At 57.5% G+C, this 13,815-nt stretch carries 10 protein-coding genes; 6 read left to right on the top strand and 4 right to left on the bottom strand.

Features of this window, described 5'->3' with window-relative positions; all coding sequences use genetic code 11:
• Positions 1–36: 36 nt before the first annotated feature.
• A complete protein-coding gene (locus ACR0DL_RS10360; protein WP_226689424.1) occupies positions 37–777 on the bottom strand; it encodes a hypothetical protein in 741 nt (246 codons plus the stop codon).
• The gene (locus ACR0DL_RS10355) at positions 774–1,346 is read right to left on the bottom strand and encodes an RNA polymerase sigma factor (protein ID WP_226689425.1); all 573 of its coding nucleotides are present in this window, start codon (positions 1,344–1,346) and stop codon (positions 774–776) included. The genes ACR0DL_RS10360 and ACR0DL_RS10355 overlap by 4 nt, the downstream gene beginning before the upstream one ends.
• Positions 1,347–1,394: 48 nt before the next feature.
• Between ACR0DL_RS10355 and ACR0DL_RS10350 the strand changes: the two genes are divergently transcribed.
• The 3 genes from ACR0DL_RS10350 to ACR0DL_RS10340 all read left to right on the top strand — a co-directional run bounded on the left by ACR0DL_RS10350 (position 1,395) and on the right by ACR0DL_RS10340 (position 5,821).
• Positions 1,395–2,333, top strand: coding sequence for a c-type cytochrome (locus ACR0DL_RS10350; RefSeq protein WP_480688974.1), 939 nt, complete (start codon positions 1,395–1,397; stop codon positions 2,331–2,333).
• A gap of 85 nt (positions 2,334–2,418) precedes the next feature.
• The gene (locus ACR0DL_RS10345; protein ID WP_480688972.1) at positions 2,419–3,450 is read left to right on the top strand and encodes an Ldh family oxidoreductase; all 1,032 of its coding nucleotides are present in this window, start codon (positions 2,419–2,421) and stop codon (positions 3,448–3,450) included.
• Between the two features lie 64 nt (positions 3,451–3,514).
• Positions 3,515–5,821: a Tex family protein gene (locus tag ACR0DL_RS10340; RefSeq protein WP_480688970.1), complete on the top strand. Its 2,307-nt coding sequence runs from the start codon at positions 3,515–3,517 to the stop codon at positions 5,819–5,821.
• A gap of 35 nt (positions 5,822–5,856) precedes the next feature.
• Here the strand turns inward: ACR0DL_RS10340 and ACR0DL_RS10335 are convergent, their stop codons facing one another.
• On the bottom strand, positions 5,857–7,116 hold the full coding sequence (locus ACR0DL_RS10335) for a replication initiation protein (protein WP_170412243.1): 1,260 nt from the start codon (positions 7,114–7,116) through the stop codon (positions 5,857–5,859).
• A 580-nt stretch (positions 7,117–7,696) separates the two neighbouring features.
• Here ACR0DL_RS10335 and ACR0DL_RS10330 point away from each other — a divergent pair.
• Together ACR0DL_RS10330 and ACR0DL_RS10325 are read left to right on the top strand one after the other, a co-directional pair.
• Positions 7,697–9,082: an AAA family ATPase gene (locus ACR0DL_RS10330; protein ID WP_170349970.1), complete on the top strand. Its 1,386-nt coding sequence runs from the start codon at positions 7,697–7,699 to the stop codon at positions 9,080–9,082.
• A complete protein-coding gene (locus ACR0DL_RS10325; RefSeq protein WP_480688968.1) occupies positions 9,075–10,160 on the top strand; it encodes a ParB/RepB/Spo0J family partition protein in 1,086 nt (361 codons plus the stop codon). The genes ACR0DL_RS10330 and ACR0DL_RS10325 overlap by 8 nt, the downstream gene beginning before the upstream one ends.
• 175 nt (positions 10,161–10,335) lie before the next feature.
• Here the strand turns inward: ACR0DL_RS10325 and ACR0DL_RS10320 are convergent, their stop codons facing one another.
• Positions 10,336–11,319: a LacI family DNA-binding transcriptional regulator gene (locus tag ACR0DL_RS10320; RefSeq protein WP_480688966.1), complete on the bottom strand. Its 984-nt coding sequence runs from the start codon at positions 11,317–11,319 to the stop codon at positions 10,336–10,338.
• A 152-nt stretch (positions 11,320–11,471) separates the two neighbouring features.
• Here ACR0DL_RS10320 and ACR0DL_RS10315 point away from each other — a divergent pair, with 152 nt between their 5' ends.
• Positions 11,472–13,793 (top strand): DUF1989 domain-containing protein, encoded by a 2,322-nt coding sequence (locus ACR0DL_RS10315; RefSeq protein WP_480688964.1) that lies wholly within the window; start codon positions 11,472–11,474, stop codon positions 13,791–13,793.
• Positions 13,794–13,815 lie beyond the last annotated feature (22 nt).

Below are 13,815 nucleotides of genomic sequence, written 5' to 3'. Positions count from 1 at the left end.
GCCTCGCTTCACAAGGCGTTTTTGCGCATTACGCGTTTAACCCGCAAAACTTTCAGTGAGAAAATCCAGCTGACCGCTCAGATCAGTCTGATCGTTATTCCCGATCAGCATGTAGCCATATCCGTCCCGCGCCCAGTTGGCTGTGGCCAATCCGCTCAGCACGGCCTGTTGTACGTCCTTGTTCGGCGCGCCCTCACCCTGTCGGATGACACAAAAGGCAAAGGGCCGACCTTCCGCATCGGCAAACACCACCTGAACCAACGGCTTGCCCTTAAATGACAGGACCTGCGCGCGTTTCAGCTCCATCCCCGGCAGGGTTTCAAGCTCTTCGCGGTTCAACGACCGACCCAGCTGTGCCTCAGCCTGTGCGAACTGCTCGTCTAAAGCCTGAGAGGAACTGTCCAGCGACGCAATCGTCTCTGGCACATACAACGACTGATAAATCGCTGCCTGTTGAACCCAGCCCAGCGGCTCTGGACGGGTCGCCCAAAAGGTCGCCGACGCAGCAACGACCGCGACCGAAGCCGCAACGGCAAGCAGACGCAGCCCACCACCGGCTCGCACGACCGGGGCCACCGGCTGTGGCAAATCAACCTGGGGCGTTTCCACTGGCACACGTTCGAAAACCGCCTGCACCACAGGTGCGAACGGGTCCAGCGCCATCAGGCGCTGTTCCAATGCGGGATCCGCCTCAACCGCGCTTTCGATCGCGGCGGCTTCGGCCTCATCCAGTTTGCCTTCCAGATACGCCAACAGCGTCTCGTCGGAAAACTTCATTTGCCACTCCGTCGAACGGTGTCTGCCGCCTCATGCTGCATCACAGTTTTCAGTTTCTGCCGGGCATTGGACAACCGGCTCATGATAGTTCCTATCGGCACCTCCAGCAACGCGGCAGCTTCGCGGTAGCTATAGCCCTCGACGAACACAAGCACGACCGTCTCCCGCTGCGCCTCTGGCAGCTGCATCACTTGTGTAAACACTTCAGTGGCGAAAATATTCGTTTCTGAATCGTTTCCGGGTGCAATTAAGTCTGCTTCGGGTGTCACGGACAGCGCTTGCGCCTTGCGAACCGAACGTGCCCGCACCTCATTCAACCAGATCGAGCGGCAGATCGTCATCAGCCAGCTATCCAGCCGGTCATGTGACGTGACCTGGTGGTGTCGCTCCAACGCGCGCAGACATGTGGATTGTAGCAGATCGTCGGCCACGTCGGATGCGCCGGACAGTGCCAGCCCAAACCGCCAGACGCGTTTCGAATGCATCTGGATCGCGCCGCGCACGGCCTGTTCCGAACTAATCTCACCACCCATCGAATAAATCGCGACCTGTGTGTGTTTGCTTTCCACGGACCGGGCCCGCGGGGTCAGGACTGACATAACCCGAGGAGGAAAGAAATGAAACTTCTGTTGAAGGCAGTCACGATTGCGTCGGCAATTGTTGCAACCCCGGCGCTGGCGGACGGCTGGATCCTTGTCCCCGAAGGATCGCATCTGGCCTATGGGACCATCAAGAAAGACACCGTGGGCGAGGTCAATTCCTTCACCAACCTCAGCGGTCATGTCAGCCCGGACGGCAAAGCCGAGATTCATATCGACCTGTCCTCGGTCGAGACCAATATCGACATCCGTAACGAACGGATGATCGAGTACGTGTTTCGCAAAGCAGGTACTGCGGCGCTGACGGCCACGTTTGACATGGCCGAAGTCTCAAGTCTGGGTATTGGCGAAACCACCACCGTCGATACCGAGGCCGTGTTTTCCCTGGCTGGAACGGATGTGGCCTTCGACGCCGAGATGTTTGTGGCCCGCCTTTCTGAGTCCTCGGTGATGGTGTCGACCAACGACATGGTGTTCATCAGCGCCGAAGACGCAGGCGTCAATGCTGGGGTCGAAAAACTGATGGAGCTGGCCAGCCTGCCCGGCATCACTCGCACGGTTCCGGTGACGGCCCGGCTGATCTTCAACTTGGATGGCGAACAGGCTGCGGTTGCCCCTGCTGCCCCGTCTGCCGTCGCCGCAGTGGAAGGAGACATCAAGGCGGGTAAGAAAGTGTTCCGCAAATGCAGCGCCTGCCACAAGCTTGAGCAAGACCGCCACACTGTCGGTCCGTCACTGCACGGGGTTATCGGCGCTACAGCCGGTCAGGCGGACGGGTTCCGGTATTCGGCCCAATTGCAAGAGTCGGGCATTGTCTGGACCGCTGACACCCTGACTGCGTTCCTTTCTGACCCGCGCAGAACGATTCCCGGTAACAAGATGCAGTTTCCCGGCCTGAAAAAAGACGAAGATATCACCAACCTGATCGCCTATCTGCAGGCCGAAGCGCAGGGCTGAACCCGAACCCGGCGAAAACCGGGTTCCCTTTGCCCGCTCTGCCACGCTATCCCTTGTCTCAGCCACGATGAGGGAGACGCAGGGCATGAGCGAAACGGTCAAATTGTCATTGGACGAAATCCGAGACCTCAGCCTTTCTATTTTGACCACATCTGGTTTCGGGCCAGACCATGCCGCAGCGATCGCCGATACGCTAACCACCTGTCAAATAGACGATTGCCAGTCACATGGATTGTTCCGCCTGTTCATGTGCGCTGACACGATAAAAGCGGGGCAGATCGACGGGCATGTAGATCCAATCCTTGAACCGTCGGAAAACGCAGTCGTTCGGGTTGATGCGCAGGGAGGGATGTCCCTGCTGGCGTTCGAAAAAGCATTGCCGGTTTTGATCGAGAAAACCCGCACCCACGGTATCGCCGCCATGGCGATCAACCGGTGCTTCCATTTTTCGGCACTCTGGCCCGAGGTGGAGCGTCTGTCCGCGGTCGGTCTGGCGGCGATGGCGATGGGCCCAAGCCACGCCTGGGTCGCCCCCGCCGGTGGCACGCGCGGCAGCCTTGGCACCAACCCGCTGGCCTTCAGCTGGCCTCGCCAGAATAAAGACCCGTTTACCTTCGATTTCGCCACCAGCGCCTTTGCCCGGGGAGAGATCGAACTGTACCACCGCGCAGGCAAGCCCCTGCCCGAAGGTGTCGCCATCGACAAACACGGCAACCCGACCACCGATCCACAGGCCGCGATGGACGGTGCGATGCTGACCTTTGGCAGCTACAAGGGCTCGGCCCTGTCGATTATGATCGAACTGCTGGCCGGTCCGCTGATCGATGATCTAACCAGTCTGGAAAGCATGGAATTCGCCGATGGCGCCGGCGGCGCACCTTATCACGGGGAAATCCTGCTGGCCTTCGATCCTGCGCAATTCAGCGGCGGTCGAGTCGATGAGAATGACGCGCGGGCCGAGCGTTTGTTCGCCGATATCACCGATCAGGGAGCGCGTCTGCCGTCGCAACGGCGCTTTGCCGCGCGGGCCCGCAACACCGAACGTGGCTATGTCGAGGTTGCCAAGACCCTGCACGACGACCTGCAGGCTTTGGCCGAACAGGCGCAGGCACGCTAAAGCCTCTTTCCCTTGGCGATGTGGCTGGCTAAGAAGTCCCTCCAGACATATTCAGGAGGCCCCCTTGGACCGCATCGCCCGCACCATCGCCACCGAAATCAATGCCCGCCCCGAACAGGTGGGGGCCGCGGTGAAATTGCTGGACGAAGGGGCCACCGTGCCTTTTGTCGCCCGCTACCGCAAAGAGGTGACGGGTGGGCTGGACGACACCCAACTGCGCACCCTGTCTGACCGCCTGACCTATCTGCGAGAACTGGAAGCGCGGCGCGAGACGATCCTGGGCTCGATCAAAGATCAGGGCAAGCTGACCGACGATCTGGTCAAATCCATCGCGCAGGCCGATACCAAGGCGCAGCTGGAAGACATTTACCTGCCCTACAAACCCAAGCGCCGCACCAAGGCGATGATTGCCCGCGAGAATGGGTTGGAACCGCTGGCGGATGCCATTCTGGCGGATCGGTCGGCTGACCCAGAAATTCTGGCGCAGGGCTATGTCACCGAAGCAGTGGCAACCGTCAAGGACGCGCTGAACGGCGCGCGGGACATCATCACCGAACGGCTGACCGAAAACGCCGCCCTACTGGGTGAGCTGCGCAATTTCATGCAGCGCGAGGCCCTGCTGACTTCAAAGGTAATTGAAGGCAAGGAACAGGAAGGCGCGAAGTTCAGCGACTATTTCAGCCATTCGGAGCCTTGGGCAAAAGCCCCGTCGCATCGTGCGTTGGCGATGCTGCGGGCCTCGAAAGAGGGGATCGTGACACTGGATATCGCGCCCGATCCCGAAACCGGCGCCGCCCGTGCCGAAGCGATTGTCGCCGCGCACCTTCACACACGTGGAGACGGTCCCGGAGATCTGTGGCTACGTAAAGTGGCGGGTTGGACTTGGCGGGTTAAGCTGTCGCTGTCGATGATGGTCGAGCTGATGGCGGATCTACGTGGCCGAGCGCAGGATGAAGCAATTGATGTTTTCTCGCGCAATCTCAAAGACTTACTATTTGCTGCGCCGGCGGGTGCCAAGGCAACCTTGGGTCTGGACCCCGGCATTCGAACTGGCGTCAAAGCTGCGGTGGTTGATGCCACAGGTAAAGTGGTCGCGACCGATACGTTTTATCCGTTTCAACCCAAGAACGATCTACGCGGCGCGCAGGCCGCCATTCTGAACCTGATCGCTGCGCACGAGATTGAACTGATCGCCATCGGCAATGGCACCGCCAGCCGGGAAACCGAGAAACTGGTGGGTAATACGTTGAAATTGATGCCAAAAGCTGTTTCGGCCCCGACCAAGGTTGTTGTGTCCGAGGCTGGCGCATCGGTCTATTCCGCCTCAGAACTGGCCGCGCGCGAATTCCCCGATCTTGACGTGTCGTTACGCGGTGCGGTTTCCATCGCCCGTCGGCTGCAGGACCCGCTGGCCGAACTGGTTAAGATCGAACCTAAATCCATTGGGGTCGGCCAATACCAGCATGACGTGGACCAGCACAGGCTGTCGCAATCTTTGGCGTCGGTGATCGAAGATGTGGTGAACGCGGTGGGCGTTGATCTGAACACGGCCTCAGCCCCCCTGCTCTCTCATGTTTCGGGGTTGGGGCCCGGCTTGGCCGAAGCAATTGTCATGCATCGCGACATGAATGGCGCATTTCAATCACGTAAAGAGCTGCTGAAGGTCGCCCGCCTTGGCCCGCGCGCTTATGAGCAAAGTGCAGGCTTTTTGCGCATACGCGACGGGTCGGAACCTCTGGACGCCTCTTCAGTTCACCCCGAGGCCTATGACGTGGCCCGCCGGGTTGTTTCGGCCTGCGGGCGCGACATCCGTCAGATCATGGGTCACGACGGAGCGCTAAAGGGGTTGCGCGCAGAACAATTCGTCGACGACACCTTCGGCTTGCCGACTGTGCGCGACATCTTTGCCGAGCTGGAAAAGCCCGGTCGCGACCCTCGCCCCAGTTTTGTCACCGCCTCGTTCACCGACGGTGTCGAAGACATCACCGACCTGAAACCGGGCATGGTGTTGGAAGGCACAGTGACAAATGTCGCCGCCTTTGGCGCTTTTGTGGATATCGGGGTGCATCAGGACGGGCTGGTCCATGTCAGTCAATTGGCCGACCGCTTCGTCAAAGACCCGCACGAGGTGGTCAAGACCGCACAAGTCGTCAAGGTCACCGTGGTCGAGGTGGATGTTCCCCGCAAGCGGATTGGCCTAACCATGCGCAAGGATGGCGGAACATCAGCTCGCGAAGATCGGGCCAGTCGAGGACCAAAAAAGAACTTCGGTCCGTCAAAACTCAAAGGTCCGCAACGCGCAAAATCTGACAGTAATGCGCATAACAGCGCATTTGCGGATGCGTTGAAATCTGCGATGAAGGACCGTTGATGAAAACGGGCATTCACAGCCTTTGCCTTTGACGCCTAGGCGAAGGCGTCCGGCTCAAGCTCTTCCCAAAAATCAAAGATGGCATTGGCGTTCAGACCAGAACGCCAGCCATGGGCGCGGAAGTGTTCCCGGTCCAGATCATTGTCGAGCCCTGCCATAAACAAGCGTTTGTCCGCATCCCGCTGGGTTGGGTTTCGCCGCGAAACCAGTTCTTCAACGATAGACAGCTTTCGCGACCGCTCGGTACGCTCAGCCACTCGGGCTGCGTAAGCCTGATCTTCTAGCGCCTTCTCAACGTCCCGTACGCGCGCGGCCTCGACGGCTTCGGGGCTGGGTTCAGGCGGAGAATCGTTTTCCGGCGGTTGATAGTCGTCGCGCAAGGCGGCGGACAAATATCCAACCGTTGATTTCACATCCCCCTGCCCGCTTACATAATCCAATTTTTGTTGCACATAGTCTTCACCATGTTCCGCAATCCACTGTCGCGCCAACCGGTCGGACACCCCTTGCTTACGGAGCGTCTTGTAAACTTGCAGATTGCGGACGCCATCGCTGTCATCGATTTCGAACATCGCCTTCTGTGGATTACCTTTGATCAGAAACCGGATATCCGTAACCGTGCGGCCCTTTTTTTGAAACTGTGGCTCTATCAGTATGTCCGAACTTTTGTTCACCTCAGCCACAGCGGGTTTGATGATCTTGGCGTTGAGGTGTTTGAAGCTGCCGTAATAATCGCTGCCGTCTACCCCCATGAGTTTGCGGAACACGTCCAGCGCCCACCAGCCCGTAGAACCGGTTCTGACGAACCTATAACAATTCTCATACAGCGCCAGGCCATGCCCAGAGCTAAAGTTCCTTTGGATCTGCACATTGATCAGGGCATAGATTTTCGGATCATAGAGCTTTTGGGCCAGCGCCGGGGAGTAGGCGTATTCACAGACCCCGTTCTTCAGCTTGGCGAAGCTGAGCAATGAGGACACGCCCCATTCTTGTCTGCCCTGCTCATCCAACATGTCCCACTCCGCGACGGTCTCGGCCAGCGCTCGCAAACTCGCCCGCAGCGTATCGAAGTCGTTTGAATTATAGCCGACCATCATCGCAAGCGTCCGCGCGTCGATAGTATGTGTCTGCGCCGAGGTTAGTGCGTCATACGCGTTCAACAACAGGACATTCGAGAGCTTACGCTGCAAAAGCGTAAGCTTGCCGCTGATGTGAATCGCGGCGACGTTTTTCTTAACCGTCTCCCGGCGCAATGCACCAGAGAGCTGATCCATATCCAATTGTGTATCCGGCATGATTCTGCCTGGCTGCTCGTTTCGGTATTTCTTGCACAAAAAGTACCCATGGATCAATTCTATTTGGGTACCCAAATACAGGAAGGAGTGAATCCTGTATCTGGGTACCTGACCTGAAAATCCTCGCAGTTATCCACAGAACCGGATCGAGGGTCGCCCAATTAGAGGGTTTTACATGTTCTGCGACCCGGCGAAAAACGAAAATCTAGGGTCTAATCTGTTCGAAATTTCAGCGTCCTGCGAATCGGCCCCCTTCTTCCTGAAACTCGGCACTCGGCAACCTGTAGACGGGTACCTTTGATACCGGAATCTGGTCCCTTTCATACCGTAAACAGGTGCTGAAGTGAATTTAAGTTATTGGCTTTACACACTATTTTTATCGTAAAGATTCTAAAACGTCTAAAATAAATAAACTCTTTGTTGGCTCTGGTGTTGCCTATTTTACTGGTTTCGTGGCGAAACCCACTCAGAGAGGCTTATTCTGTGGAAAACTCTCACTCTGAGGATAGCGTCATTGGAAAATGTTCGCTATGTTGGGCAATATACGCCGCTAAGGCGAACATTACCCGAGGCATCGACAGTGAATAAATCTAACCAACCTCCTCTGCCGCCCTATTTGAATCTGGATCCAGAGCTAGCAGCGCAAAAGTTGCCTGATCCTATCGGAACTTCTCGATTCGCCAAAGCGGCTACATTCTGCGCAAAAGGGCGCGAAGACCTGGCGCGACGTGGGTATGCTCCGGACGGCGAAAAAAGACTGCGTAGATTTTCCATCTGGGAGATCACCAAATACCTGATCCCTGTTGCACCTGCGCATCTGCGGCGGGTGCTCAAAGCCAATCCCGAATTGCCGCAGGGTGAAGGCGAGGCTGGCTCGAAGTGGTTTTCGCTGGAGGAAGTACTGACCCTCCGACAACACTTTGCAGCCGAGGGTGTCAGCACCAAGGAATATCTGCCGTACCGACCAGATGGCCTTCCTGCAAAGGTGGTTGCTGTGGCCAATTTCAAAGGGGGTGTCGGTAAGACATCAACTGCTGCGCATCTGGCAATGTCAGCTGCGCTGGACGGATATAAAGTACTGGTTATAGATCTGGACAGCCAGGGCTCGATGACCTCAATTCTAGGTGGAAGTGTTGCAGATGAATGGCAAACGGTTTTTCCACTTATAGCCAAAGACTACGCGCGTGCCGTACAAGAGGAAAACCGGGTCCGCAATGCGGCTGGGCAGCCTGAAATCCCCCTGGATGAAACGCTGCAAGAAGCACTCAATACCCTGCCCCGCGATGTTATTCAGAAAACGCATTGGCCCAATATCGACCTGATTGGCGCCCAGTTGAACCTGTATTGGGCCGAGTTTCAGATACCCGTTTGGCGCATGGGTTTGCGCAGTTGGCCGCTTTGGGATGGTTTGACCAACTTTCTGCAGGATGAAGGAGTGTTGAACGATTACGACATTGTTTTTCTCGATACGCCTCCTGCACTTGGGTACCTAACGATCAATGCGCTGGCTGCGGCCGATATTTTGCTTGTGCCGTTGGGGGCCTCGTTTCTTGAATTTGATTCAACGGGCCGGTTCTTTGACATGCTCTACACGACTTTTGCCAGTATCGAGGACGGTGAGAACGCGGCGCAAAGGGCGGCTGGTTTACCCGAGCTCAAGTTTGAATGGGACGTGGTCAGGGCCATAATCACTCGGTTTGATGCCAGCCAGCAAACCGATATGGCAAATGTGATTCAGGCCTATTTCGGGGACTTCATGAATGCATACCGTCAGGACTATACCGCTCTGGTTGGCCAGGCGGGTGAGCAGGTCAACGGTATCTACGAAGCGGATTACAGGGACTTCAATCGCGATACGTATGTACGAGGTCGGGAAACATTCGACCGGACCTATGCCGAATTCAAGCAGGTCTTGATCGGCTGCTGGTGGCGCGACGCTCAGATGGAAGGAAACGCAGATGGCTAAACGCAGAAGACTGACCGCCCCGGACACATCAGAATTGGAACAGCTTGAGGCTGGTTTCGCGGCGAAACCGTCGATCAGCCCGTTTGAAACCAAGTCATCGACGCCTCCGATTGCACAGGTCGCGGCTGAGGCTGCAACGCTCAACGGCATGGCAGCGGTGACCGATCGCCTTGCTCTGGTGCAGGATCAAGGTGACGCAGCTCGATGGCGCGATGCGCAGGATGCCGGACTGGTGGCGGAAATGCTGTCGCTGGATCGGATTGATGCCGATTTCATTCGTCGCGACCGGATGGTTGAAGATGAAGAAGCCATGGCGGAACTTTTGGAGTCCTTGCGCGTTCACGGGTTGCGCACACCAATTGAGGTCACGCGTGACGGCGAAGGTTACGGGTTGATTTCTGGCTTCCGACGATTGAATGCCTTCCGGCGTCTGGCCGAGACAGATCCGCGGTTTTCTGAAATCCCAGCCTTTGTCCGAGAGGCTGGTTCGGGGCAGGGCGCCTATGTCTCAATGGTCGAGGAAAACGAACTTAGGGCAAATCTCAGCCCTTATGAACGTGGACGCATTGCGGTTTTGGCCGCGGGACAGGGGGTATTTGCATCGACCGAAGCTGCTGTTGACGTTTTGTTTGCTGCCGCGTCCAAGGCAAAACGATCCAAGGTTCGTAGTTTTGCGGTGGTACACGAAGCACTTGGTGACTTGTTGCAGCACCCGGTCGCCCTGTCCGAAAAAGCAGGACTGAAACTAGCGGCCGCATTGCGGGAGGGGGCACAACCCCAATTGCGTCAGGCTTTGGCCGAGATGGGCGAGCTGGACCAAAAAACGGAATGGGCGTTGCTGGAAGCCGCCCTAAAGACGTCACCTGCCCCTGTGAAAGACAAGGCGAGGGGAGGGCGTCCGCAACAGGTTCAGCGCCTGGCTCCGGTGGCGTTGACCGGAGGCAGCGACATTCTGGCCGAAGTGTCGGCAGGCGAATTGCGCCTTCGTATTCGTGGAGTGGATATCCCTGCCGAAGACGCGCAGAACATCGTTGAAAGATTGGCCGATTACCTGCGTGAGTTTCGCGGCGAAACATAAAGCGGGAAGGTGAGATAGGACCGCACTAAAAGACCTGTTGTGTGGTGCGCAAAATGACATATTTTTGCGCACCAATTGGGTCGAGCGTCTGACGCCGTAGGAAGCTGGGATTCCATGTAACGTGCCAACGGTTATGAGGATCATACCGTACCTGAATGAAACGGGAACTTGGTTTTCAGGACGTCAAATGGGACGGGTTCGGAATGGCTGACCGCCGTTCGATCAGCTGACCGTCAAGCCGTTCGGCGCTGGGTCTTTCCTGATCCGAAATCCAGCGTGCGAGGGCAACGGCGGCTTTCTCGCCCATTTGAGACACTGGCAAATGCACTGTGGTGATGGCAGGCACTGCGACGGCAGAACTGGGCAGATCGTCGACCCCAACCAGAGAGATATCGTCGGGCACGCGGACATCCTCGGCCTGAAGACCGAACAAAACCCCCAAGGCAACGACATCTGACAGGCACAAAATGGCGTCCGGTTTTTGAGCCTGTCCGCAGATGTGTTTGGCACTTTCCGCGCCGCCGCGATGGCTGATCTCGGTCTCGTAGCAGGTTAGCTCTCCGGCCCAGGGCAGGTCGTGCAGCCCGGAAAGACGTGCGCGTGTTCGGTCATTATCATGCACCGGACCGTGTATAACAGCTATGTGGCGATGCCCAAGGTCGGCAAGATGCTGTAGGGCAAGTTGAGCCACCGCCTCGTTGTCATACCCGATGGTCGGCAGAGGGTTTGTTGCGTCATAAAAGGATGTGATGATCGTCGGCAGCATCGTCCGATCGATCAAGTAGTGCAGTGCGTCGCTGTGGGTGGCACCTGTGATAATCAGACCTTCGGCTCCGATATCAACAAGGCTTTGCGCTTTCTCGGCTTCGATTTCGAGGTCCGAGTTCGTTGTCGCAACGACAAGGGACAATTGGTGTTCGGACAGCTCACGCTCTAGCGCGGCAAGGAACCGGGCAAAGATCGCATTGTCCAGCGTTGGCACCAAAGCTCCGACAAATCGGGTGCGGCCGGAATTGATCGCCCGTGCGGCGGCGCTGGGTACGAATTTCAACGCGTCAATGGCAGCCTGGACTTTCTCAAGCGTGTCTTTCTTCACCACGCCTGGTTCATTGAGAACACGAGACACCGTTGCGACCGATACACCCGCCGCTTTGGCCACGTCTCTGAGATTTGCGCGTTTTTTGGGTTCAAGGTTTCTTGGCTTCACCGTTTTCTGGGTCCGTTTCTGCGGTCGTATAAGAAAGTGTTGACATATGTAACTAGTTTCAGCAACCTTTGTAACTAGTTACATTTTGGCTATCTGGCTGCACCATGCACGGATCTTCAGTCTTACATACGTTCGCGAATACGGGGTTTAACGGCCTTGGCCGGCGGTTTCCGGGCTTTCCGAAAATCTCAGATGCGCGTACGCATATCCTGGCCCCGCGCGAGGCGGTGCAACTGAAAATGTCCGCTGGGGATTTGCTGTCGATAGAAGGGGTTGGCCCGGCGCAACCTCTGGATTTGACGGCATTTGACGAGGTTGGGCAACCAATGTTGGCAACCTTGGGGCTTACTGCAAACGGACAGATCGCAGCGGCCGACTTTGATAGTGCCCGATTTTCAGGATGGATTGCTGCACAGGGCGGGGCGGAACCGGTTCCCGGGCACAGGTTGGATCAAGTGACCGATCCGGTGATTCTGCGCGCCGACACGTCCGTTACGGTTTGGGTGATCCGTCCCAATGAGCGTTCGGGGTTGATCGAAGGTGCAGGGGCCGGATGCGTTACGGTTCAACACAAATCATCCGCTGCGCAAGACCCGCACCTGCCACCTTTGCTGGGTGATACACGGGATGAATTCACCGTACCGCGGGGCAGGGCAGTTGCCTATGAACTGAATGCCGGAGAATTTGTTCAGATCATCGACGTCGAAGGCCAGCAGTGTTCAGATTTCATGGCGCTGCGCGCTGATGGGTTGGATCGTGGTGACGAATGGATGATCGACTCCACCGCCACCCGCTCGATGGTGCGTCGTGCATTCCCGGGGCCCGGGTTGCTGGACAAATTTTTTGATCGCGAGATGCGTCCGCTGTTAAATGTCATACAGGATACCTGCGGGCGGCATGACACTTTTGGTCTGGCTTGCACCGCACGCGGGTATGAGGAGCGGGGGTTTCCCGGTCATCTGAATTGTTCCGACAACATGTCGAATGCCTTGGCCCCGTATGGCGTCGCACGGCGTGCGGCCTGGCCGGCCATCAATTTCTTTTGGAACACATGGATCGATCCGGCGACCCATCACATCCAGACCGAGGAATCCCATTCTCGTCCTGGGGACTATGTCGCGATGCGCGCGATCGAGGATCTGGTCTGTGTCTCGACCGCCTGCCCGGATGACATTGATCCGATTAATGGTTGGAATCCGACAGATGTGCATGTGCGCATCTATCGCCCCGAAACACCGATCCGCCGCGCGGTGGCCTATCGCGAAAAGGAAGATGCCCCGATGTCGATCAGTCAGGAATCCGCGTTTCACGACCGGCTCGCTCCGCTGACCCAGCATTTCGCGCCGGCGCGCGATTTGTGGGCGCCGGTCAGCTATCCCGCCCATGGCACGCTGGGAGAATATTGGGCCTGCCGTCAGGCGGTTACGGTTCAGGATATGAGCGGGCTGCGCAAATTCGACATTATCGGCCCAGATGCCGAGGCGTTGTTGCAGCTGGCGACCACGCGAAACGTGGCCAAGTTGCCGGTGTGGCGTGGGTCTTACACTTTGATGTGTGACGAAAGCGGGGCCCTCATTGATGACGGCACCTTGTTCCGCCTTGCGCCCGAGATTTTTCGCTGGTGCTGTGGCTCGGAAGAAAGCGGGCGCGTGTTGCAGACGCTGGCGGATGAACACGGATTGCAAGTGCGCGTGCATGCATTGCGCGGTGCGATGCCGAACCTGGCAATCCAGGGTCCGAAATCGCGCGACCTGTTGCGCAAGATCGCCTTTACGCAACCTCATGTGCCCGGGCTGGATCACCTGAAATGGTTTGGCGTCACCGTCGCCCGTCTGCGCGATCGCGAGGGCGCACCGTTCATGCTGTCGCGCTCAGGCTATACCGGAGAACTGGGGTATGAGGTCTTCTGCTCCAAATCCGATGCAGTCGCAATCTGGGACGCGGTGATGGAAGCGGGTGAGGAATTCGGGATCACGCCAATGGGTTCGGCCGCGCTGGACGTTATCCGGATCGAGGCCGGTCTGGCCGCGGCCAACGCCGAATTCGAGCCGGGTGTCGATGCGTTCGAAGCGGGGTTGGGTTTTGCCGTCGACCTGACCAAATCCGACTTTACCGGCAAGGCTGCGCTGGAACGCAATGCGCGCGAACCGCGCCGGGTACTCAAGGGGCTTCTGATTGGCTGCGATGATGTACCCGCCCACGGGGCCTCTGTCTTTGCAGGTGAGCGGCAGGTGGGTGTGGTCACTTCGGCCACCCGCTCACCGATGTTGGAACACGCCATCGCGATGGCGCGGCTGTCGGTCGAACACGCAGAAAATGGCACCGAACTTGAGATCGGACAGCTTGATGGGCGGATGAAGCGCCTGTGTGTCACCGTCTCGGACATTCCATTCATAGACCCGCAACGCAAGCGGGCGCGCGCTTGATGGCGCATGCAACTCAACGCAA

This window comes from Ruegeria sp. BB5 (genome assembly GCF_056539405.1).
The sequence above is the reverse complement of the archived record's forward strand: the minus strand, read 5'-3'. Positions and strand labels throughout refer to the sequence as shown.